Genomic DNA, 23,065 nt, shown 5'->3' with positions numbered 1-23,065 from the left:
TTTCTAATATTCCCAATAGGTTAGGGAAATTAAACATATTTTTCGATTATTAATATGTTATGATCTCCCTACTACTAAAGGGGTGTCTTCGGGCATCGGGATGTATGCGAGCAAAACTTAAGTGCTTGTGTCAGTCACTTTCTGGCGAATATGGAATCGAAGATGTTGTTGGAAGAAGTTGTAGAAATTATCGAATTAACCGACTCAGACCATTTATCTCAAGCAATGGAACTGTTTAACGAGCATGGTTTTGTTGATGCTGAGTCTTTACCTTTTATGAATGTTGTTTTTGAAACAGCACCGGATCACCTTGCGAAGAAGTTGTCGCAGATTGGTTTTAAAGGTTTAGTGCAAGTCGAAAAGAATGAAGATGCATCGGGCTTCACCATTATTGATGCTGACCGTGTTCTGCTGAAAGACTCTGCTTAACTGTAAGATTCTTCTTAATGACAAGAATAAGATTCAGCTTAGTGAAAAGACTCTATCCAGTTCAGTAACACCCGTTATGATTATTTGAGGTTAACACAGTGACAACAGCAACCGTTTCATCAACAGAACAACACATTTCCAATGAATATGCGCTTTTAGGTGCATCGTTATTAGCGTCTCAAAAAGTTGAGTTGGCTCTGTTCAGTGTGATCTCTAAATTAGCTAAAGCCCTATCTAAAGAGCAGCAACAGTTATTAGGTTTGGATTTGGATACCTTTTTAAGGGAGAAGCCAAGTGAGCAAGCTGCTACGTTGAGCTTGTACGATCAAACCTTTGGTGAACAGCTTCCGTTAAAAACAAACGAAATTAACGACTTTATCTACCACAGAAATCTTGTGACTCGTGGATTTTGGCGTGTGACTGGCGCTGATGTTAAAGGCGGTGAGAAGCTTGCTAACCCAGAACTTTATTTAAAAGAGTTCTTAGCCAAATGCGAATATTGGCAAGTGATGATAGATACTCACAACAAGTAATCAAATTGAAAGAAGAAAGCCATAGCGAACATGCTATGGCTTTTTTGTTTGTGCAAACCGTCTTGAATTCTCTGAATCTAGAGCATCATCTTCAATACATAGTTCCTAGAGACAAAGTGGTGTTTAAGTGCAGCACAAACATGAAGAACAACTAAACAGGCTAGGGCAATACAACTGGCACGATGTAAATAAAAAAAGAAGCCGTTGATTGCAGAGTCGGTAATTAGATTATTTACACTCACTAACCAAAATAAAGAGTACGGTTCTTTTAGCATTAAGTAGCCGGTGCTGAAAACCATAAACATCACAAGATACATCAAAGAGTGTGCAAGCTTGGCAACGCATTTTTGCCCTTCAGGCACAGAGGTTGGCATGTTTGGCGATGAGCGAAAGTGGCTCCAGATATAACGAACCACAAGCAGTGGCGTCGCAACGGTCGCCAATGACATGTTGAGCACTGACAGAAAAGAAAACAGCTCTGGATGACTGGTGACATAGTGCATCACATACCCTGTGATTGTTGCATAGATGATTACAGAAGCCATTACCCAGTGCAGTACACGGCTTACTAAATCGTATCGTGGATTATTCAAATTAACCTCGTTCTGATCGTTATTAATATAAGATTCATCTCGATGCAATAAATCAATTCTCGGTATATTCGCATCGCGAATTAATTATATAGAACAGTATTACGCGGTATTTTTATAATTTAGAAATTAATGATGTTGCTTCAGGTGTTTTATAATTATCAATGATGTTTTAGAGTGTTAATTCCAATATGGACATAGCAAACTTGTCGACTTCCTAGCTTGTATGCCTATTACGAGATACAGTTAGTCTAAAGATAAATATATAAGGAATGTATAATGCTTCGAATCTTATTGATTGCAGTTATCTCGGTGTTCAGCACGATGAGTTTTGCAAGCGAAGAGGTTAAGTACTCGGAACAAGAGTATTTGGATAGACCGCTGATGGAACGCTATATCTTGGATGAGTTGAAGCAGCTTCGAATGGAACAGCAGGATCTTGAAAGACGTTTGACCATTCAGATGACTGACCGGGAACTTACTGTGGCAGACAAGTCTTTGAATTACGCCAATGTAACCGTAACCTACTTCTTCTACATTATTGCCGGTGTTGCCTCCCTAATCGCACTGGTGGGTTGGCAATCGCTCAAAGAGTTGAAACATACCACCAAAGAGATGGCAGATCGACGACTCAACGACATTGCCCAAGACTATGAGAAGAAGTTTAACCTTCTTGAAAGGGATCTTAAGCGCAAGACTCGAATCATCTCAGAGAACAACCGAGAAATCGAAATCATCAATGAGATTCACAACTTGTGGTTGAGGGCTCAGAATGTTCAAACTGCCGAGCAAAAAATTGAAATCTACGATGAGATCTTAAAAGTCCGCCCGGGTGATTTGGAAGCACTAACTTACAAAGCTGATGCCGCAATGGACATGCAGGAATACCACTGGGCGATGAGCTTATGTAATCGCGTGTTGGAAGTGGACGATCAAAACGCTCACGCCTTGTATCAACGTGCTTGTGCTTACGCAAGGTTAGGTGCTGAAGGCCAAGCGATCGATGACTTAGAGCGCTCTATCGAAGCCAGTGGTTCAATGCGAGAGCTATTGGCTGATGAACCTGACTTTGAGATGCTGCGCGGCTTAGAACGCTTCGAAGCACTTCGTGAAGAGTAATTTTAGGTAAAGATCCGTATTAACTAAGGTGGTGGGCTTCTCACGCTCACCATACTTTCACACCTATCGCGCTACGGTTTCTTACATTTCATTTATTTTTTTGATTGAATTGTTATGTTATAACACTTTCTAAGTTCCTCGTTATAACCGCTAAGTATTTTATGAAGTTCCTCCGTATTGGTCTGATCGTTACTGCGATCAGCGCATTTTCCCTTGCTGCTTTGCTCTCTTTCCACTCCAAACCAGCACCAGAAATATCTATCAAAATAACACCTTACCAAGGTTCTCAACCTAATGATAAGGAAGTCATCGACTCGCAAGCGACTCCCAACTCTTTGGTTAAGGTCCATTATTTTGTGAAAGTTGGCGATACGCTAAGCAACATCTTTTCGTCATGGCAACTGCCTTATGGAACCGTTCAAAAGGTGATGGAAGCGGATCTGGAGTCTTTGAAACTCGACACAATAAAACCTGGTGACCATCTAGAGTTGCTTTTGGATAGTGACTCAAAACAGCTTGTGGAGCTGATTTATCACGAGAGTCTGGTTGAGCAAGCAGCCTTTACTCGAAACGATGATGGTAGCTTCACCTATAAATTCCACGAGATCCCAGGCGAATGGAAAGAAAAACTCTATGCGGGTAGTGTTCACGGTAGCTTTTCAACATCGGCATACAAAGCAGGGCTGACGACAGCTCAAATAGCCAATATTACCCGCACACTAAAAGACAAAGTCAACTTCGCTCGTGAGCTGAGAGCCGGTGACAGCTTTAATGTATTGGTCAAAGAGCAGTACACGGATGATCACCTAACGGGTAAAACAGAAATTCAAGGTATCTCAATTCAATTAAGAAACCGAGAAGTCGCAGCTTTTCTAGCACCCGATGGTCTTTTTTATGACAGAGAGGGAAATAGTCTAGAGCAAGCCTTTGATAGATACCCAGTCGACAGAAAGTTCCGAAGAATCACTTCTTCGTTCAATCCGACACGAAGACACCCAGTAACTGGGCGAATCTCACCGCACAATGGTACCGACTTTGCGACACCTGTTGGTTCACCTATCTACTCAACTGGTGATGGTCGAGTGGTGGCACTTCGTGACCACCCGTATGCTGGTAAATATTTGGTGATTGAACACAACAGCGTATATACGACGCGTTATCTTCACTTGAGCCGCTTCTTAGTTAAGAAAGGTCAGCAAATTAAGCGAGGTCAGAAAATTGCGCTATCGGGTGCTACTGGTCGTATTACTGGCCCGCACTTGCACTTTGAGGTATTGGTTCGTGGTCGCGCCGTCGATGCGATGAAGGCGAACTTACCAATGGCAAGCTCAATTATGCCTAAAGATAGAAAAGAGTTTTTGGCTCGAATTGCCTCGTTTGATGACATGCTCTCTGAACCCACAGATCGCGCGAGTTAGAGATATTCATATCTAACTTGGCAACACATATAATCACGCCCCTTAGTTAGCGATTTAGCTAAGGGGCGTTTTTTAGAGAATTACACGATTAAGCGACTGAATCCGTTATTCGATGGATCGAGCTATTGAGCGATGGGTTTGCCACTGATTAAGCAACCACCACTGCCGTGCCACTAGCAGACACCATCAACATGCCATTACCTGTGCCAAGCACTTCGTAATCTATATCTACGCCTACCACTGCGTTGGCACCGGCTTCAATCGCTTTCTGTTCTAACTCTTTGAATGCGTAGTTGCGTGCTTTTTCTAGTTCTTTCTCGTAGGTGCCAGAACGTCCACCCACAAAGTCACGAATTCCTGAAAACATATCTTTGAAAACGTTCACCCCTAGAATGGCTTCTCCGGCAATAACCCCTTTGTAATCGACAATGCGCTTGCCTTCGACTGATTGTGTGGTGGTAATAATCATAATGGCCTCTTGTAAGCTTGCTGAGCTGTCACTCGCTTATTGATTGATAGTTTGGTCTTGCTCTTGAGCGTCACCGTTCAGTGCTGTCTCTGAGCGTGTGAATTCATGTCTTAACCATGTTCTCAGTTTTAGCACACTTTCTTGTTTTAATTTGTTTTTCGGGCAAACAAAGTAAAAATCTTGGTGCGGGTTAGCAACCGGTTTACCCAATTCGACAAGCATCCCATGGCTGATGTCATCTTTCACAAACAAGCGATGCGTTACTAGTACGCCTAACGAACGAATTGCAGCTTGCACCGCTTGAATGGAGACATCGAACGTCAGATTGCTATGGAATGTGGGCATTGGGATTTGGTAATTGTCGCACCACACTTGCCAGTCGTGTTGTCGCCTGGGGTTAAAAACGCCAATGGTTGGGTTTTGTTTGACGAGTTGCTCAACGCTCAATCCGGCCTGGTTTTTTAATAGAGTAGGGCTGCACACTAAGACCAAATCATCGTCGCCCAGTTTCTCGCTGTAATATTGCTCCCATTCGTTGGGTTTGCCATGTACAAGCGCAACATCAACCCCTTCCTGCTCGATATCGAAGGGGCCCGTTAGCGTCGAAATACGGATATCAAGTGAGGGTGCGAAGGCTTGGAAGTCGGGAACTCGTGGGATCCACCAGTGCATCGCGAGCGAATTGACCATGTTGAGGGTAATGCGGTGGTCGTTAGGCGTTCTGGCAAGCTCTTCGGTCGCCTCTATCACTTGCTCAAGCGCGGGCGCGACTTTGCGGTAATATCGCTTACCTGCGGCATTAAGAACAACACGACGACCGACTCGTTGAAACAAAGGCTTGTTGACCAGTTGTTCTAACGACTTTATCGCTTGGCTTACCGCAGAGTGACTGACGTACAACACCCGAGCGGCGTCGGTCATGCTGCCAGTCTCAGCGACAGCAATGAAAGCGTAAACGGATTTAAGCGGAACGAGTTTTTTCATTGGTAAGTTTTCCTTACAGTTATGGTTAATATTACTCGCTATTTTTCATTACGTCACGCCTCTAAAATAGATGTCATAGGAGGTGATAATTATGTCTGATATTACCAAGGCGACGACTTTCATGTTGTTGTCGACGTTCAGTTTGTCTTTAAGCGGCTTGATGGCCAAGTATCTATCTGAAGTGATGCCCACTTCGTTGCTCAGTTTTATGCGTTTTTTGTTACCCAGTCTGTTCTTATTTCTTTTTCTGACCTTTTACAAAATCAGCAAGCCGACACGAGAGATGTGGAAACCTTTGGTGATGCGGGCGATCTTTATGGTGGCGTGTCAGTGGTGTTTCCTTACTTCACTGCAAACCTTAACGCTGGTTGAAGGGGTTGTGTTGTTCAGTACGGGTCCTCTGTTTATTCCATTGTTAGAAAAGTTAATATTTAGAACCAAGATTCATACAACGACGATAGTGTGTTTAGCTGTTACCTTTGTTGGCGTAGTGATGATGGCAGGGGATTGGTCGCAGTTTGAGTTTGGTTCGGAGTTCTTTAGACCTGCGCTTCTGCTTGGGCTTCTCGCGGGGGTATTTAATTCTGGCTCGCAAGTGAGTTTGTACCGAGCGTCTAAAACTAGCCTGACACCAGCAGAGCTTAACGCGTGGACCTTTTTAGTTGCGGCAATTATTGTGATACCAATGGTGGTGTTTACTTCTGTTTCTGCGGTGCCTGATGTACTTGAAAGTGCAGAGAAAGGAACCTTGTCGGCTTTATTGTCTTTTGACGATTTACGCTGGATTGCTCTCGGAGCACTTGGCCTTGCACTGTTTACTATCAATACCCAAATCTTCCGTTCTAAGGCGTATAAGCTCGCAGACAGTGGCTCCCAATTAGCACCTCTGATTTTTACTAACATGCTGTTTAGCGCGCTTTGGCAGGGCTTGTTCTTTGATGATGTGTTTTCTACACAGCAGATGATTGGCATTAACCTAATTGTCGTGGCGAGCATCACCAATACATTGCTGGCAAAAAGACACAGCAAGGCGAAAGCCAAACAAAAACCGCACACCACAGTGGCTGTAGCGACTGTAGTGGACGTTGCGGTATTGGACTCGGCAGCTAAAAGCTAACCATTGAGTTATGGCTTATCCTTTGAATGGTTAACTTAAAACTTAGAACAATGAGCGTATGTACTCTTTTACTCGGTCGATGTGTTCGTGCGGGTCAATCTCGCAGCGTTGGTTCATTTCTAGGAATCGCTCAGCGTATTTATCGTAGATTTTGTTTTCCAAAAACAGTAAATACAACTTGGGATCGATATGACCGCTGGTGGCCATGTCGGTCATGATGTTGAGTGATTCGCTTAAGAGTTTACCTTTCTTATAAGGGCGATCACTAGAGGTGAGCGCTTCAAAGACATCAGCAATTGCCATTGCTCTGGACGGCAGAGGTAACTGGTCTTCGTTTAAGCCTCTTGGGTATCCCTTACCGTCGATACGTTCGTGGTGTCCGCTGGCGATATCCGGAATGTTTTGAAGGTAAGGCGGATAAGGCAGCTTGTTGAGCATGGTGAAGGTTTGGATAATATGATCGTTGATCATGAAACGTTCTTCATCGTTTAACGTACCACGGCGTACTTTCAAATTGTGCAGTTCACCTTGGTTGTATTTAACTTCTCCGGGCTTAAGTACAAACGCTTCTTGCCATACATCGGCAGGGTTAAAGCCATTGTCCCAAGGTATTTTATGCTCCGGTTTGTCTGCAAGCAGAGGCTCCATGACAGGCAAACCCTTTTCCTGACTTGTTGGTTCCGTTCTCTCTTTCTCAACCGACTCTTTTTGGGTGTTAAATCTCTCTTTTTCAGACCAAGACAAACCCAATTGATCATCCAGTGTACGTTTCCATTGGCGTTTGGCTATTTGATCTAAGCGTTCTAGCTGCTCTTCCGTCATAGATTCGCCGCCAAGGTTACACTCAGCAACAAAGGCAAACTCCTCATCCAGTTCAGACAGGCTTTGTTCGAGTATTTTGAGTTGTTCTTCTTGTAGCGCACCGTTCGCCATCGCTTTCCAGTAGTCGGTTTCCGCTTGCTGTTTCAACAACTCAAAACGCATTCGCACTTCGTGGATTCGGTCGTAAATGGTTTCCAGTTTTGTTGCCTTGTCTACCACATATTCAGGCGTGGTCACCTTGCCGCAGTCATGAAGCCAAGCGGCGAGCATCAACTCTTCCCACTGTTTACTATCCAATGAGAATTGCGGGTAATAGCGGTCATCATCTATGGTTGCTTGAGTTAGCCATTTGGTGAGCTCAGGCACTCGTTGGCAATGCCCGCCCGTATAAGGTGACTTGGTATCAATCGCTGACGCAATCAGCTCAATAAAGGCATTAAGCATGTCTTTTTGTTGCTGCATTTGGTCGATGTTGTCTTTCGCTATTTCCGCAAAGCTGAGCAGCTCTCGTAAAAAGGCGTGCTTATCGGCCTGCATCTTGGTGATCGGTCTTTCATAGCCAATTGCCACAATCCCTACTAACAGCTTCTCTCGGTTTAATAGTGGAAACAGGTACAGATCTGAATTGAAGATCGAATCTTGGTAATAGTTGAGAACATTGTCTTTTCGGTTCAAATGGATCGTCTCACCGGACTTAAGCTGACACAGCAACCAAGGCGTGTGTTTGATGAAGTCATTGATGTCGGCTTTAAAAGGCAAAATGGCAAGGTTAGCTGCCGTATCAAACACGTCTTTCTCTTTGGACTGAGTGAAAAGTACAATGGTTTCTGCTTTGGTGATTAAATAGCTTTGATGGGCAATGTTCTTAGCTAAGATCGAAAACTCCTGATTCCCGGCCGTGTCTCTAAGTAGTGTAATCAGATCATGAAGTGTGTGTTCCATTAGCTCAATCGAGTGGGCAAGGTTAGCCACTTCTTGAATCATGCTTTTGGGATAATGAGTACGCCTGAAGTCAAATCGAGCGATGTTGTCGGTGAGTTGCATCAGAGTATTGAGTGGCTGAGACAGTCGATTCGCCACAAACCATACGATAGCGAAGCAGATGAACAACATCCCAATCGCGACCGCAACTTGCTTGTCTCGCATCGAGATAAGATCAGCGAGCAGCTCATTGTGTGGTGTCGCTTCTGCCAAGTATAAGGTGACATTTTGAGTCAGGTGAACTGGCGTTAGCGTTAATGCCCAAGTGTTTAAGTTGTACTCAACGTTCTTTAGATTGAGGTTAAACTTCTCTTCATCAGAGATAAGCGGCGCGATGACGGACGCTTTCAATGCTTCCATCTGTTCACGTTTGGGCACATTAAAGAAGCTTTGGTCTTGCTCACTGCCAGAGAGTTTCCCAGTCGTTTGGTTGTTCGTTTGCTCAGTTTTACTTGTGTCATCAGACTTGGGTATTGATAACTCAAGTTGATGTTGACCGAGAAGATTAAAATGTTGATCGAACAAGGCGAGTCGGGTTTGCGGAGAATAAGCTAATTCACTGATCTGAGAAGAGAGCGAACTCAACGTAAAATCGGCACCAACCACATGCTTGCCATCGGCAGAGCGCCTAGAGAGTGTAATGCCATTGGTTTGCAGGAAATAGAATAGATAGGGCTCAGAGAGTTGTATTGAGCCGTCAGGCTTTGCGTTACGAAACCAAGGACGAGTGGTGGGGTTGAACTTACTCTCTGCTTGTCTAGTACTGATCACTTGATGTGCGCCATCAAGGTAGGTAATAAAGTTTTCACCGTCTAGATTGGTGCTGCTGACCATCATGGTCGCTTTAGCGGGGGCGCTGTTTTCGGCTCGCTGTTTATTGGTGCTTAATGGGCGAAAGATTCTAAAGTCACCATCTTCAGAACCATAAAATAGAGCGACCAAATTGGTGTTTTGTTTGAAGATGATATCGACCGAAGCAAGCCAAGAGTCTTTTTCGACAGCGGAAGTTTGATGAGCAACAAACGGGCTCACCGCCATCACATTTAAGGTTGTGATGACCGGGGCAATGGCTTGTTTAAATACTGATTCCAGCTTGTCGCGATGCTCATTACTGATCTCGCGCACTGTGCCTAACAGCAACTCTTGAGAGTGCCGATAACTTATCGAAATCAATACCGCACCGACAAGTGTTGTCAAAATTAGGAAAAGGCTAGTGATGTGGATACTCAGCGGATATCGTCTTCTTCTCATCTAACACTCCAGTTTGTAGACTGGTTTAAGTATTGACGAACTTGGGTAGGTTGCAAAAAATTGGCGCAATTACCGAGTGTGTACGGTTCGACTTAGATAAGACCAAGCGTTGGCTGGTTCGCTTAGCGACGTATTCTTGTGTTGTGTAAATGAACCAGTAATAAACCTTTATGTTTGGGTGCTAATTGTCACTTTCAGCTGATAAACTGGTCGAATTGTTGCCATTAGGCACTCATTTTCTGAAGCATTCCTTTTCAGAAAAAAGGTGCAGGCACTCCTTACCTGAAAAAGATTCAGAGTTACTTTCTGAAAAACGTATTTGACCGAGCGAAGAGGGCATTGATTCATGGAACTCAAAGTAGATACTCACACCCACACATACGCAAGTGGTCATGCTTACAGCACATTGATCGAAAACGCCAAGTCGGCAAAGCAAAATGGTTTAGCCATGTTTTGTACTACCGACCATTCAGAATCAATGCCAGGCGCTCCACACTATTGGTTCTTCAGTAACCAACGTGTACTTCCTCGTTTTATCGAAGAGGTCGCCATCATTCGTGGTGTTGAGTCGAACATCATGAACACGCAAGGTGAAATCGATATTCATCCGAGCGTTGATAAGAATCTAGATTGGGTAATTGCCAGCTTCCACGAGCCCGTTTTTCGCCCATCGGATGTCGCTACCCATACAGAGGCTCTCGTGAATGTGATTAAGGGTGGTCGAATTGATGCGCTTGGTCACTTAGGCAATCCTAATTTTGATTTCGATTTCGAAGCCGTTATTCAATGTGCGGTTGAGAACAACGTGGCGATTGAAATCAACAACACCACACTCAAAGGCAATAGCCGGGTTGGCAGTGTTGACCGCTGCTATGAGATTGCAAGAATAGCGAAAGCGAAGGGTGCATTTATTACAACAGGCAGCGATGCGCATTTCTGTTTAGATGTCGGTGGCTTAGACTTAGTCGCAGCATTGTTAGATGAAGTGGGCGTAGATTCGAGTAAAGTGATTACCCATTCGCCAAAGCAATTCCTAGCCTTTTTAGCCTTGCGTGGTCGTAATGAAATCCCAGAATATTCAGATCTTGTTTAAGAGAATGTCGGCGGGTTTGCATTTCGACACAATCAATTTTTGTGCCTGACAGATTTTTGTATACACTAGCCGAAAATAATAAAGTCGAAGTGCCACAGTAATGATGGCTCTAACTTCAAAGACACTGCTTCACTTGGAGAAACAATGAAAACTCGCTCAATCCTTTTATCTGGCTTAATTGCTGCGTCAGTATTGTCTGGTAACGCATTTGCCAATGTAGACCTTAAGAAAAACATGCAAGAAATGAAGCTTGCGTTCAAACAAGCGGCAGAAGCTCAAAGTATTGAAGAGATGCAAAAGCCTATTGTTCGTTTAGATACGCTAGTGGCAGAGCTGAAAACGGGTGTTTACCCAGTCGAGAAAGAAGACAACTTCATGGAAGGCTTCAAAAAGATCAGTGCATCACTGGATAGCATTGAACAGAAGCTAGACCAAGGTGACTTAGCATCGGCACAGCAAGAACTTCGTACTATTGACGGCCTTCGTGAAGAGTACCATGAGAAGCGTAACCCAAGCATCTGGAGCAAGATCTTCGGTTAATTTGTTAATCATGAGTTTGCTAGATAGGTAGCAAAGAGCAAAACCTCTAGATTCGATTTCTAAAACGCCGCCTTACATTCCCCTCCTTAGAGGAAGGTGTAAGGCGGCGTTTTTTATTGTCTCTTTTATTGAAAGCCTGCTGTAAAGAGTTGAGTATTACTTTCTTAGCTTTAGTGTTGTAACCAGTATTTAACGAAAAAGAGTGTGCGTTAGCTTCAATTTTTTAACTTGCTGTTAATCTTTACGTTTACCTAAATTCCAAGTCCCTCATAATAAGGGAAATTTATAAAGACTTGGAATAATGCGCCGAACCTCGTTCAACTTCTCCATGTTACTTGCAACAGCATTAAGCTGGGCGCTAGTGACATTAATGCCTGTTATCAATGCTCATGGTAATAGTGCGGGAGTATGGGCGTCGTTATGTACGGTCAATGGCTTTGAATTGGTTCAAATCGAAGAAGGTGAACCTAATACTCATAAAGGAAAGCCGTGTCCGTTTAGCCATTTTTCCACGTTTCACCAAGATGAACTTCCCACTACACTACTGACAACTCGACTGAGTTCTATTGTCTCCGACAGCTACGCTTTTTTGGCTCTAAGCGAACGCTACACGAGGCAAGCCCCACGCGGCCCTCCCTTTGTTATTGCTTAAACCTAACCCATTAAAATAATTAAAAAATAAAGTATTAAGTAAAGTTAAACATGCTCAAGTTACTTTCTGATTTTTCGGAAGGTACGTTTGCGTGTGTCAAAGGAAATTATAATGTTGAGAAATGAATCTCAAACCCCTGCGAAAGCACAAGCTATTTCGCAGTCTAAAAGCAGTGCAACAACCGGTTCGGAAACCAATATAAAAAGAAAAGACCGCAATAAAACTCTCTACTTCCTTACGTGGCGCTGGCACTTCTATGCTGGGCTATTCGTTATCCCATTCATGTTGATGTTGAGTATTACTGGTTTGGTGATGCTGTTTGATGATGAAATCGAGTTAGCTTTTCATCACGATGTGATCGAGATTGTTGCATCGGGCGACCCAATTAAAGTGTCACAACAGTTAACTGCAGTGCAGAATCAATACCCACAAGGTACGGTGACACAGTTTGTACCTAGCAAAGTCCCTGATCTGGCTAACCGATTTTCAGTATCACTTGAAGATGGCACTTCCGTTTTCGCCACGGTGAATCAATACACTGGCGAAGTGGTAGGAGAAATCCCCCGCAGCGACAGTCTGTATCAACTGGCGAATGACATTCACGGTACTTTGTTGATTGGTGATTGGGGTGATTATCTAATTGAAGTCGCAATAAGCTTGTCTATTCTGTTGCTCATCAGTGGTATTTACTTATGGTTACCGAGAGATAACGCGAGCCGCGCTGGTTTTCTTAAGCTTCGATTTGGTTCAGGAACGCGTGTTTTAATGCGTGATCTGCATGCGAACATCGGTGGAACACTGTCATTCATTCTTCTGTTATTTATTCTATCAGGATTATCATGGACAGGTTTTTGGGGCGGTAAGCTAGTGCAAGCATGGAGTACTTTTCCTGCTCAAATGTGGGACGACATTCCTCTGTCTAACGAAACGCATGCTTCTTTAAATCACGGGTCTGAAGAGGAAATGCCTTGGAACCTAGAGCAAACGCCACTGCCTTTGTCTCAAGATAAGCCAGCAGAACACGTCCACCAAGTAGAAGAAGCATCTGAAGCTCATGATCATTCTAAGATGGGCGAGGATCATTCTCAGCATGTATTATCTGCGAGTAATTTCTCGATTGATGATGTGATAGCAAAAGCTCAATCTCTTGGTTTTACGCAATATAAAGTCAATTTCCCGAGATCAGAAACGGGCGTCTACACGGTCACAGCCAATACCATGGGCGGTGACATCATCGATCCAACGCAGGATCGTACGACACACCTCGACCAATATTCAGGTCGTATTCTTGGTGAGGTGACATGGCAAGATTATAACTTCATTGCCAAGACTTTAGCTGTGGGTATTTCATTGCATCAAGGTGACATCAGCATCATCAATAAGCTTCTAAATACCTTGTTTTGCTTGGCGTTCATTGTTGTGTCTGTGACTGGCGCTATGATGTGGTGGATGCGTAGACCTTCAGGACAAAGAAAGCTTGGTACGCCACCGAAGTTTGGTGATGCAGGGCTTTGGAAGGCAGGCTTGGTGACGGTCGTGGTTATTTCAGTACTGTTTCCGCTTGCGGGAGCAACGATCGTGACAGCAATGCTATTGGATTGGTTACTGTTTTCACGCGTTGAGAAATTCAAGACCGTATTGAGTTAATTGACATGCAAACGGACTTTCTCTACTTGAGAAGGTCCGTTTTATTAATCAGATGAGCTCTTCTTCTGTGAGGAAGACTTTTAGACTTGATTCAGCTCTAGATCTGATAAAGCTTTAGATCTGATACAGCTCTAGCGGCAGGCCGTCTGGGTCTGCGAAAAACGTAAATGATTTCCCCGTAAATTCATCAACTCGAATCGGTTCGACTTCAATGCCTTGTTCTTCCAAGTAGCTTTTGACATGTTGAACGTCATCAACACAAAAGGCCAAATGTCTCAGCCCTTGAGCTTCCGGAAAGCTTGGTCTTTCTGGTGCGTTAGGGAAGCTGAATAGTTCTATCTGAGCACCATTAGGTAGCGCTAAATCAAGCTTGTACGACTGGCGAGCCTCACGATAATTCTCTGCAATGATCTCAAGTTTTAAAATCTCAGTGTAAAAGTGTTTCGACAATTCGTAGTCTGAACAGATTATGGCCGCGTGGTGTATTCCTTTCAGCATCAGTTTATTTCTCCTGCCAACTTGTCACCTAAGTGCTCCATGGCGTAATCAATGAATACACGCAATCGAGCGGGCATGTACTTGGTTTGAGCAAACTGCATCGCAATCGCACCATGGTAATTACTCTTGATGGTCCAATCTTCCAACACTTGTACTACAGACCCTTCAGCCAACGCATCTTGAATCACGAAGTCATGGAAAATACCGACGCCTAGACCTTCTTTTACACCTTTTAGTCGCATCTGCGAGTGGTTAACTGCGTAACGTCCAGTTACGGGTACCGTGTGAAATTCATCATCTTTAAGAAAATCCCAAATGTGATCTTTGTCTGTCTCTGCAAGATACAAACAGTCGTGTTCAGACAGTTCGGTCGGGTGGTGAGGAATCCCTTTGGCATCTAAATAGTCAGGGCTTGCACACAACACTAGGTTTGTTTTTCCTAACTCTTTCAATACTAAGCTTTCGTCGGGCTTATCGGTCAGGCGGAAAGCAATGTCGATGCCTTGACGTAAAATATCGATGTCACCATCGGCCGCTCTTAACTTAAGTTGGATTTCTGGATACTGATTTAAAAATGGGACAACGAAAGGCTGCAAGACCGAATTCAAGAATGCTTCAGGCGCCGCTACCGTTATCGAGCCAGCAGGTTCGGTATGATCGGAGGTAGACAGTTCAACGGCTTGTTGAGCTGCGTTGATCATAACCACACTCTGGTCGTAAACCAATTGACCCGCTTGCGTGATGATAAGGGTACGAGTGGTTCGTTCAAACAGTTTCACTGACAGCGCTTTTTCCAAGCGAGTGATGAGCTTACTCAAGGCTGACGGTGTCACACCTAACTGTTTTGCTGCAGCCGTAAAACTACCTTCGTTAACCACCAAAATGAACGAGGCGAGATCCGGAAGCAGGGCGATGAGTTTTGGGTTAATCATAAGTATCCAGTTAAGCGAGTTTCAACGATGAACTTAATGGTAATTGTGAGCGATTTACTTTGATTTGTGAATCAATTTCATTAATTAACTGACGTGGTAAGGCGATGTTGAAGGCTTCATTTATTAACGAGCTTAAGTGAACTACACTGATAAAAAAGCTAGGTAAGTGACCGATGAATAAAGAGAATTTTTCAGAAGAGTTAAAAAGGCTCCGCGAAGCAACCTCAATTTCTCAAGAAGAATTTGCAGAGTTACTTTCCCATTCTCATCGAGCATTTTCCGGTGTTAATCAGGTGATGGTGAGCCAGTGGGAAAGGGCAAAGACACAGCCTAGTTTTGTTCGTCGCCTTGGTATCGCGAGCTTCTTTCAGGTGGAGTATGACTTTTCAGTGGAAGAGATGGTTCAAGTCAAAGCTGCAACCAAGAATATGGAACGTCCGTTTAGTGCCGAGATTGGTTACGACTATGAGGTTACCAGCGTAGAGTCATACAACATGGGTTCGCTTCCAGCGAAAAGGCTTAAGTCGATTCAAGGTATGCATCTTAAAACTTATGGCAAAGACTTTATCGAGGTTGCTCAGTATCTCGGCGTGAGAAAAGAAGGTATGCAGGTGCTTTGCTTCTTGTTCGAGGGCGTCATTATTGGCCATGTGGTTTACGACGGCCTCAGCAAAATGCTTTGCAGTGTTGGTGCGGTCAGCGTTGTGATCCGACGTAAGATTTTCGATTACATGGCAGATAATTTGGCTGGCACTGAATTTCGTTTTCCGACTCTTGACCCTGCAATGTCTCAGTTTCTTTATGATCTCTACTTAGAGCCGTACATGAGCAAACTTGGCATGCCATTTTTCAAGGCTGATATAAAGAAAGTGGTGAAAAATCCCTTTTCTCAGAATATCCAAAACAAGCACGATATCTATTTCAAGTACATCCGTTACCATGACCTAAAACAGAAGAAAAAAAGCGTTGAGTTTGTTTTAAGCTAGCCTACTCCTTAGTGGAACAGAGTCATTACATGACCAGTCTAAGATCGGTCAACGGAAGTGGCTTCGAGTATAGGAAACCCTGACAGCGATCGAAGCCAAGCTGGTGGACACGTTGATGTGTATCTACATCTTCAACACCTTCTGCTACGGTTTGAATTCCAGACGCTTTGCAGTAAGCCAAAGTTTGCTGGATTAGTTCAGAGCGAGAGCTGTCTTCGCTATTTACAATCGACTTATCAAATTTCACTTCATCGACATCAAGGCTCATCACCTTATTCATATCTGAATGGTCAATGCCAAAGTCGTCGATTGAGATTTTAATGCCAAAAGATTGAAAGCGTTTTATCTGCTCACAAAGTTGGTCATCCAACTGATCGTTTTCGCTCAGTTCAAAAGTAAGCTGCTTTGCTTTGAACGACGTATTCCAAAGTAATTCACGAACCTTTTCTACGTTATCAGGGTTAGCCAACACCTTCTTGCTGATATTAACCGCCAAGTTCAAGTGAGATGAGAGAGATTTTACCTCTGTCAGTGATTGCTCAAGAACACTAAAGAAGATCTCTTCTTCATAACCCAATGCAAACGCACGATCGATAAACACACCTGGAGAAAAAATGCCTTCCTCTGGGATATCTAGGCGAAACAGAGCTTCAACCCCAGTCACTTTCTCTACACTCGATTCTACTTTTGGCTGATAAAAGCAGGTGTGCCAGTCGTTTTCAAAGGCTTCTTGTATGATGTGGTCTGATAGGTTCATGTGTTTGTCTCTCATTTGCATAGCGGCGTAACGGTCGAACATTCTGAGAGAAACCTAAATTCATCACTATATCGTTCTGAGATGAAAAATTGATATTTGATATGAAAGCGAAATTAGACCGGAATGGAGGGTGATTTGTCGTTAAAAAGAACAAGTAAGACACGTTTATGTGCCCTGTGTCACTGGGATGAACCATTATTAGTGCCTGTGATTCATTAATGTTTTTCCAACTAAAGGGATAATCGAAACAGGGATGTTCAACTAGAATATAGGCATAAGTTTTACAGTGTAAATGATCGTTTTGAGATCGTTTATATCCCGACATAAAGCGGCGCGTGATGCTGCTGAATAATAATTAGGAAGGAATGAACAATGTCTTCTGCATTTTACCAACAGATTCAAACTCAAATCGAAGAAGTTAAAGAAGAAGGTCTTTACAAGTCTGAGCGCATTATTACTTCTGCACAAAAAGCAGCGGTTTCTATCTCGACTGGTGAAGAAGTACTAAACTTCTGTGCAAACAACTACTTAGGTCTTGCTAACCACCCAGCTCTTATCGAAGCAGCTAAAGATGGTATGGATCAGCACGGTTTTGGTATGGCTTCAGTACGTTTCATCTGTGGTACTCAAGATTCTCACAAAGAACTAGAGCAAAAGCTTTCTACTTTCCTAGGTAAAGAAGACACTATCCTTTACACGTCTTGTTTTGATGCAAACGCTGGTTTGTTTGAAACAATTCTAGGTAAAGAGGACGCAATCATCTCTGACGCACTAAACCACGCATCTATCATCGATGGCGTTCGTCTGTGTAAAGCAATGCGTTTCCGTTACTCGAACAACAACATGGAAGAGCTAGAGCAGCAACTTATTGCTGCTAAAGAAGCTGGCGCTCGTCACACACTAATCGTAACTGACGGTGTGTTCTCAATGGACGGCGTAGTGGCTAACCTTCCTGCTATCTGTGACCTTGCAGACAAGTACGATGCACTAGTAATGGTTGATGACTCTCACGCAGTGGGCTTCATGGGCGAAAACGGCGCAGGTACTCACGAGTTCCACAACGTTGTAGATCGTATCGATATCATCACTGGTACTCTTGGTAAAGCAATGGGTGGCGCTTCAGGCGGTTACACTTCTGGTAAGAAAGAAGTGATCGACTGGCTACGTCAGCGTTCTCGTCCATACCTATTCTCTAACTCTGTTGCACCTGCAATAGTATCTGCGTCTATCCGCGTTCTAGATCTTCTAGCGGAATCTGGCGACCTACGTACTCAACTATGGGAAAACTCTGCTCACTTCCGTACTCGCATGGAAGAAGCTGGTTTCACTATGGGTGGTGCTGACCACGCAATCATCCCAATCATGCTGGGTGATGCAAAAGTAGCGGCTGAGTTCGCAGAGCGCGCACTAGAGAAAGGCATCTACGTTGTAGGTTTCTCTTTCCCAGTAGTACCAAAAGGCCAAGCTCGTATCCGTACGCAAATGTCTGCTGCACACTCTCGTGAGCAACTGGATCGCGCAATCGATGCGTTCATCCAAGTTGGTAAAGACATGGCTATCATCTAATTTTAAAGGGATGCCTTTTGCGTCCTTTGATTAGATAGAACAACACCCAATAGAACATATAGATTTTTGATTCTCGCCTTACAGTTAGGCGAGATGAACTAGGTAACATTATGAAAATTAAAGCACTTTCTAAGCTTAAGCCTGAAGAAGGCATCTGGATGACCGAGGTTGAAAAACCTGAAATGGGTCATAATGATCTTCTTATCCGTATTAAGAAAACTGCAATTTGTGGTACTGACGTACATATCTACAACTGGGATGAATGGTCACAAAACACAATTCCAGTACCTATGGTAGTAGGTCACGAATACGTGGGTGAAGTTGTTGGCATCGGCCAAGAAGTTCGTGGTTTTGAAATCGGCGACCGTGTATCTGGCGAAGGTCACATCACATGTGGTCACTGTCGTAACTGTCGTGGCGGCCGTACTCACCTTTGTCGTAACACAACAGGTGTTGGTGTAAACCGCACTGGTGCGTTCTCTGAGTTCCTTGTGATCCCTGCGTTCAACGCATTTAAGATCCCTGCAGAAATCTCTGACGATCTAGCTTCAATCTTTGACCCGTTTGGTAACGCAGTACACACCGCGCTTTCTTTCGACCTAGTAGGCGAAGACGTGCTAATTACTGGCGCTGGCCCAATCGGTATCATGGCTGCAGCTGTTGCTAAGCACGTTGGTGCTCGTCACGTTGTAATCACTGATGTAAACGAATACCGCCTAGATCTTGCTAAGAAAATGGGTGTGACTCGTGCAGTAAACGTGATGGAAGAGAAGCTTGAAGACGTAATGTCTGATCTTGGCATGACTGAAGGCTTCGATGTAGGCCTAGAAATGTCTGGTAACCCATCTGCGTTCAACAGCATGCTGACTAACATGAACCACGGCGGTAAGATCTCTCTACTAGGTATTCCACCATCAGATATGGCAGTAGACTGGAACCAAGTAATCTTTAAAGGCTTGGTTATCAAAGGTATCTACGGTCGTGAGATGTTCGAAACTTGGTACAAGATGGCTTCATTGATTCAATCTGGCCTAGATCTAACACCAATCATTACTCACCACTACAAAGTGGACGACTTCCAGAAAGGCTTCGACATGATGCGCTCTGGTATGTCTGGTAAAGTAATTCTTGATTGGGAATAAGCAAAAGGAGTAAACACTCCCGAGCTTCCTGACTAATTGAAAATGCCTCAAAGCGATTTGGGGCATTTTTGTATCCAAATTCTACCTAGGATTAACTTATCTCTCTGTCACTTAATGGCCATTTTACTGCCCAGTAATCTCTAAAATACTCAATAAGCAGTTACATCTTATTGTTTTACTATTGAAGAGAGGGCTCATGGCTTGTAAACCACTTGCACTGATAATAACTGGACTATTATTAACGCCGAATTTTGCTAGCGCTAAGGTCGACATTTCTAAATCTGAAAGCGATCAAGCGGCAGAACAGGCAGCAAAGGAACTTGCAAACCCAAATACAGCTTACGCTAGCCTCAATCTAAAACTCCAGTATTCAGGTGGTTACGATGGTGGAGGAGATGCTTTCGCGACCGTATTACAGCCGACATTGCCGTTCCCCATGGATAATGGTGACAAAGTGATCTTCCGCCCGGCTATCTCTTATGTACAGAACGATTTCCATGTGGACACACCAGCAAGCTCGCAGCACATGGATCAGTCTGGCGTTACAGACATCTCATTTGATTTAGCTTATGCGCCTAAAATGGAGGGCGGTACTATTGTCGCTTTCGGTCTCTTTGCTTCTTTGCCGACGGGCAGTAGTGACTTGACGGCGGACCAGTTTGCTGTCGGGCCAGAGTTTATGGTCGGGAAGGCGAGTAGCGAGCGAGTTGTCGGTATGTTTCCAAATCACTTGTATGGTGTTTCTGGAGACGGAGCCAACCATTCTGATACTCGAATCAACAAGACATCGACACAAGTGTTTTGGGTAGAGATATTAGGTGGTGGTTGGACGGTTGGCTCTGCGCCGACATTCACCTATGATTGGAATAAGGATCAGGCGGAAATTCCGTTAAACATCAGTGTTAGTAAAACAACGGTTCTGAATGGACGCCCTTGGAAGTTTGGCATTGAAGCGAACTATTACCTTGAGAAAGACGAAAAAACGCGTCCAGATTTTATGTTGAGCTTTAATATCAGCCCTGTGGTGGAAAATAAATTGGCGTCTTTATTTGACTAGTTGTATTTCCCTTATGATATTAAATAGGCTAAAGCTTGATATTAATTGGGATAGCTTTAGCCAATTAGCTGAATATGTCACTCCAACATATATTGAATGAAGCGTAGATAAAATAACCAAAGATGAGTATTAAAAATAACCAAACACCAATGTCTTTTTTAAATTTATCAAGGATATTTCTCATTCTGTATATTCCTCGTAACTTAAACTCACTAAAAATTTGGTTTTCTACCAACTGGATTTGGTCTACATTTTCGGTTTTTAATAAACAGCGCTAATGGCGAGTTAGTGACAATCTCTTGCCTTGCTTCTTCTATCTCTTTGAGTTGTTTACAGTGAGCAAATTGAAACGGGTTACAGTAGCTTTTCTTGGTGTAGCCAAATACATTGGTGTGGTAACAGATAAACCATTCGTCACTGCTAAAGCTAGATACAACGATACCCATGTCGTAAAACTCTAACAGCCCATTCGCATCAATGTTTATGCTTTGCGCTCTGATTCGATAATCTAGGTACTGACCTTTAACTAGCTTTGTCGATTTTACTTTCCAATTCTTCATCTCTACTCCTAGAGGAAAATGTTCTTTGTGGGAGTGTTCGGTTCTTTGAGATAAGTCATTTGGGATAACTTTATTCTATAACCATTCATATATTTATTGTTATACGGTTTCGGAGTATGGCGACTTTCAATCTTGCAGGACTTGGCTTGTCGCCATACTTTCCTTTTCGTGGGGTTCTATCTCTAAATTTCGTTTTCTCTATGAGGGTAGATGCTAAACACATACGGCTTGCTGCGCAATATGGCAGATGTATGTATAAATTTAACCGATGTTAAATTTCTTTGAATGTTAACAATGCAAAGACAGCTGAAAAAAGTAATTAATCGAGTGTGGTTTAGGAAGGAAGTAGAAATAGTCGTTTAATAAGCTCTAATAATTAAATGTCGGTATGATCTTAAGTTTTAGTTCCTGTTTCATTACCTCTTTATAACGCGCATAAAAAATCCGACATTGGCGAACCAATATCGGATTTCAAATTCAGCAGATTGTTGGCGCTAGTCGTATTAACCAGCAGCAACCTGCATGATGAGACCACAGATGTAAGCGCCGTATGTACCGAGAGCGTAACCCAATACCGCCATTAGGATACCTACTGGTGCTAATGCTGGGTGGAATACAGCCGCGACGATAGGTGCCGATGCAGCACCGCCTACGTTAGCTTGGCTACCTACAGCCATGAAGAACAATGGTGCACGAATTAGCTTCGCCATTACAATCATCAGAAGGGCATGAATAGTTAACCATGTAATACCAATGAAGAAGTAACCTGGGTTGTCTAAGATAGCTGTCACATCCATTTGCATACCGATAGTTGCAACTAGGATGTAGATGAATGCTGAACCGACTTTTGACGCGCCGCTGTGCTCAAGGCTGCGTGTAGATTTGAAGCATGAAGCGATCAGCGCGAACGTTGTTACCATTACGATCAGCCAGAAGAAGCCGGATGTTAGGCTGTATTTCGCAAGTTCCGGCGCATTGGTTGAGATCCACGGTGCAATCATGTCACTGAATAAGTGAGCCAACCCGGTTAAACCAAAGGCAATTGCCGTGATCTTCATGAGATCGGTTGTGGTTGTTGGGCGAGCGTTCTCTTCTTGGTATTTAGATACCGTCTCTTTTAGCTCTTCGATAGATGATGTGTCTGCTTTTAACCATGCATCAATCTTCTTCTGGCGACCTGCCATGATAAGTAACACGGCCATCCAAATGTTCGCACAGATAACATCAACCGTAATCATTGCAGAGAAGAGTTGATCATCAACCTCGAACACTTCTTTCATTGCTGCTTGGTTCGCACCGCCGCCGATCCAAGAACCAGCCACAGTTGTAAGGCCACGCCATACATCGCCAGATACGAGGTCAGGGTTAACTTGGTCGATAATCAGAATCGCCAAAGGGCCACCAATGATGATGCCGACAGTACCCGTTAGGAACATGATGACGGCTTTTGAGCCAAGGCCGAAGATTTTGCGTAAGTCAGCTGAGATGATCAGTAGAACGAGTGCGCTTGGTAATAGGTAACGACTTGCAACAAAGTACAGCTTTGAGTTTGATGCGTCGATGATGCCTAGGCTGTTCAATAGAGAAGGAACAAAGTAACAGAGCAATAGACCCGGAACGAACGAGTAGAATTTTTTCAGTGCGCTATTTTGGCTACTTTCCGTGATAAAAACACCGCCAAGAATAACAGCTAACATGCCCATTATTACAGCATCATTAGTAATCATTATTATATCTCCTTTAAGGTGAGCGCAAAGGTCTCACTTTTTGAATTGCAGGACTATACCGACAACCGCCATTCGTTACAAATTGTAACGATAGACATACTTTGAAATGTTTATGTTAATTTTGATGGTTTGAATTTGTGAATGTCGTGCGTTATTTATTTGATTGATGAATGGGTTTGTTGGGGCTTTTGCGGC

Annotated in this window: 22 protein-coding genes; 13 read left to right on the top strand and 9 right to left on the bottom strand. The window is 43.6% G+C overall.

Annotated elements, in window-relative coordinates:
• Positions 1 to 162 precede the first annotated feature (162 nt).
• Positions 163 to 429: a hypothetical protein gene (locus MSG36_RS07870; RefSeq protein WP_017082440.1), complete on the top strand. Its 267-nt coding sequence runs from the start codon at positions 163 to 165 to the stop codon at positions 427 to 429.
• A 98-nt stretch (positions 430 to 527) separates the two neighbouring features.
• Positions 528 to 962 carry a hypothetical protein gene (locus MSG36_RS07865; protein ID WP_193842069.1) on the top strand — a complete coding sequence of 145 codons (435 nt, stop codon included), beginning with the start codon at positions 528 to 530 and terminating at the stop codon, positions 960 to 962.
• A 77-nt stretch (positions 963 to 1,039) separates the two neighbouring features.
• On the opposite strand, the gene MSG36_RS07860 is transcribed toward MSG36_RS07865, so the two are convergent.
• Positions 1,040 to 1,555 carry a cytochrome b/b6 domain-containing protein gene (locus MSG36_RS07860; RefSeq protein WP_282452201.1) on the bottom strand — a complete coding sequence of 172 codons (516 nt, stop codon included), beginning with the start codon at positions 1,553 to 1,555 and terminating at the stop codon, positions 1,040 to 1,042.
• A gap of 276 nt (positions 1,556 to 1,831) precedes the next feature.
• On the opposite strand from MSG36_RS07860, the gene MSG36_RS07855 reads away from it, so the two are divergent.
• Both MSG36_RS07855 and MSG36_RS07850 read left to right on the top strand, forming a co-directional pair.
• Positions 1,832 to 2,671, top strand: a complete 840-nt coding sequence (locus MSG36_RS07855) for an alkyl sulfatase dimerization domain-containing protein (protein ID WP_048612948.1) — start codon at positions 1,832 to 1,834, stop codon at positions 2,669 to 2,671.
• 161 nt (positions 2,672 to 2,832) lie between these two features.
• A complete protein-coding gene (locus tag MSG36_RS07850) occupies positions 2,833 to 4,089 on the top strand; it encodes a peptidoglycan DD-metalloendopeptidase family protein (protein WP_248367114.1) in 1,257 nt (418 codons plus the stop codon).
• 148 nt (positions 4,090 to 4,237) lie between these two features.
• On the opposite strand, the gene MSG36_RS07845 is transcribed toward MSG36_RS07850, so the two are convergent.
• Together MSG36_RS07845 and MSG36_RS07840 are read right to left on the bottom strand one after the other, a co-directional pair.
• On the bottom strand, positions 4,238 to 4,558 hold the full coding sequence (locus MSG36_RS07845; RefSeq protein ID WP_004730185.1) for a heavy metal-binding domain-containing protein: 321 nt from the start codon (positions 4,556 to 4,558) through the stop codon (positions 4,238 to 4,240).
• A gap of 36 nt (positions 4,559 to 4,594) precedes the next feature.
• On the bottom strand, positions 4,595 to 5,542 hold the full coding sequence (locus MSG36_RS07840) for a LysR substrate-binding domain-containing protein (RefSeq protein ID WP_248367111.1): 948 nt from the start codon (positions 5,540 to 5,542) through the stop codon (positions 4,595 to 4,597).
• A gap of 91 nt (positions 5,543 to 5,633) precedes the next feature.
• On the opposite strand from MSG36_RS07840, the gene MSG36_RS07835 reads away from it, so the two are divergent.
• A complete protein-coding gene (locus MSG36_RS07835; protein WP_248367110.1) occupies positions 5,634 to 6,659 on the top strand; it encodes a DMT family transporter in 1,026 nt (341 codons plus the stop codon).
• A gap of 42 nt (positions 6,660 to 6,701) precedes the next feature.
• On the opposite strand, the gene MSG36_RS07830 is transcribed toward MSG36_RS07835, so the two are convergent.
• A complete protein-coding gene (locus MSG36_RS07830; RefSeq protein WP_248367108.1) occupies positions 6,702 to 9,713 on the bottom strand; it encodes an HD domain-containing phosphohydrolase in 3,012 nt (1,003 codons plus the stop codon).
• A 346-nt stretch (positions 9,714 to 10,059) separates the two neighbouring features.
• Here MSG36_RS07830 and MSG36_RS07825 point away from each other — a divergent pair, with 346 nt between their 5' ends.
• The 4 genes from MSG36_RS07825 to MSG36_RS07810 all read left to right on the top strand — a co-directional run bounded on the left by MSG36_RS07825 (position 10,060) and on the right by MSG36_RS07810 (position 13,645).
• Positions 10,060 to 10,806, top strand: coding sequence for a phosphatase (locus MSG36_RS07825; protein WP_050621678.1), 747 nt, complete (start codon positions 10,060 to 10,062; stop codon positions 10,804 to 10,806).
• 144 nt (positions 10,807 to 10,950) lie between these two features.
• Complete coding sequence (locus MSG36_RS07820; RefSeq protein WP_017059534.1) at positions 10,951 to 11,346, top strand: cytochrome b562; 396 nt, start codon at positions 10,951 to 10,953, stop codon at positions 11,344 to 11,346.
• Positions 11,347 to 11,647: 301 nt separating this feature from the next.
• Positions 11,648 to 11,998 carry a hypothetical protein gene (locus tag MSG36_RS07815; protein WP_048612954.1) on the top strand — a complete coding sequence of 117 codons (351 nt, stop codon included), beginning with the start codon at positions 11,648 to 11,650 and terminating at the stop codon, positions 11,996 to 11,998.
• Between the two features lie 111 nt (positions 11,999 to 12,109).
• Positions 12,110 to 13,645, top strand: coding sequence for a PepSY domain-containing protein (locus tag MSG36_RS07810; protein WP_248367106.1), 1,536 nt, complete (start codon positions 12,110 to 12,112; stop codon positions 13,643 to 13,645).
• 114 nt (positions 13,646 to 13,759) lie between these two features.
• Here the strand turns inward: MSG36_RS07810 and MSG36_RS07805 are convergent, their stop codons facing one another.
• Together MSG36_RS07805 and MSG36_RS07800 are read right to left on the bottom strand one after the other, a co-directional pair.
• Positions 13,760 to 14,143: a VOC family protein gene (locus MSG36_RS07805; protein WP_065677750.1), complete on the bottom strand. Its 384-nt coding sequence runs from the start codon at positions 14,141 to 14,143 to the stop codon at positions 13,760 to 13,762.
• A complete protein-coding gene (locus MSG36_RS07800) occupies positions 14,143 to 15,075 on the bottom strand; it encodes a LysR family transcriptional regulator (RefSeq protein ID WP_009845598.1) in 933 nt (310 codons plus the stop codon). The genes MSG36_RS07805 and MSG36_RS07800 overlap by 1 nt, the downstream gene beginning before the upstream one ends.
• 173 nt (positions 15,076 to 15,248) lie before the next feature.
• Here MSG36_RS07800 and MSG36_RS07795 point away from each other — a divergent pair, with 173 nt between their 5' ends.
• Entirely contained in the window at positions 15,249 to 16,061 is an 813-nt protein-coding gene (locus tag MSG36_RS07795) for a helix-turn-helix transcriptional regulator (protein WP_248367104.1), read from the top strand.
• A gap of 25 nt (positions 16,062 to 16,086) precedes the next feature.
• Here MSG36_RS07795 and MSG36_RS07790 read toward each other — a convergent pair whose 3' ends face one another.
• Positions 16,087 to 16,839 (bottom strand): EAL domain-containing protein, encoded by a 753-nt coding sequence (locus MSG36_RS07790; protein ID WP_348983441.1) that lies wholly within the window; start codon positions 16,837 to 16,839, stop codon positions 16,087 to 16,089.
• A 351-nt stretch (positions 16,840 to 17,190) separates the two neighbouring features.
• Here MSG36_RS07790 and MSG36_RS07785 point away from each other — a divergent pair, with 351 nt between their 5' ends.
• The 3 genes from MSG36_RS07785 to MSG36_RS07775 all read left to right on the top strand — a co-directional run bounded on the left by MSG36_RS07785 (position 17,191) and on the right by MSG36_RS07775 (position 20,583).
• Positions 17,191 to 18,384 (top strand): glycine C-acetyltransferase, encoded by a 1,194-nt coding sequence (locus MSG36_RS07785; RefSeq protein WP_055319414.1) that lies wholly within the window; start codon positions 17,191 to 17,193, stop codon positions 18,382 to 18,384.
• A gap of 110 nt (positions 18,385 to 18,494) precedes the next feature.
• Positions 18,495 to 19,526 carry an L-threonine 3-dehydrogenase gene (tdh, locus tag MSG36_RS07780; RefSeq protein ID WP_017059546.1) on the top strand — a complete coding sequence of 344 codons (1,032 nt, stop codon included), beginning with the start codon at positions 18,495 to 18,497 and terminating at the stop codon, positions 19,524 to 19,526.
• Positions 19,527 to 19,722: 196 nt separating this feature from the next.
• Positions 19,723 to 20,583 carry a hypothetical protein gene (locus MSG36_RS07775; protein ID WP_248367100.1) on the top strand — a complete coding sequence of 287 codons (861 nt, stop codon included), beginning with the start codon at positions 19,723 to 19,725 and terminating at the stop codon, positions 20,581 to 20,583.
• Between the two features lie 212 nt (positions 20,584 to 20,795).
• Here the strand turns inward: MSG36_RS07775 and MSG36_RS07770 are convergent, their stop codons facing one another.
• Positions 20,796 to 21,143, bottom strand: coding sequence for a hypothetical protein (locus MSG36_RS07770; RefSeq protein WP_048608772.1), 348 nt, complete (start codon positions 21,141 to 21,143; stop codon positions 20,796 to 20,798).
• Between the two features lie 503 nt (positions 21,144 to 21,646).
• On the bottom strand, positions 21,647 to 22,870 hold the full coding sequence (locus MSG36_RS07765; RefSeq protein ID WP_248367098.1) for a DUF819 family protein: 1,224 nt from the start codon (positions 22,868 to 22,870) through the stop codon (positions 21,647 to 21,649).
• Between the last annotated feature and the right edge of the window lie 195 nt (positions 22,871 to 23,065).

It is taken from the genome of Vibrio sp. 1CM8B (assembly GCF_023161685.1).
GTDB lineage: Bacteria > Pseudomonadota > Gammaproteobacteria > Enterobacterales > Vibrionaceae > Vibrio > Vibrio coralliirubri.
The sequence above is the reverse complement of the archived record's forward strand: the minus strand, read 5'-3'. Positions and strand labels throughout refer to the sequence as shown.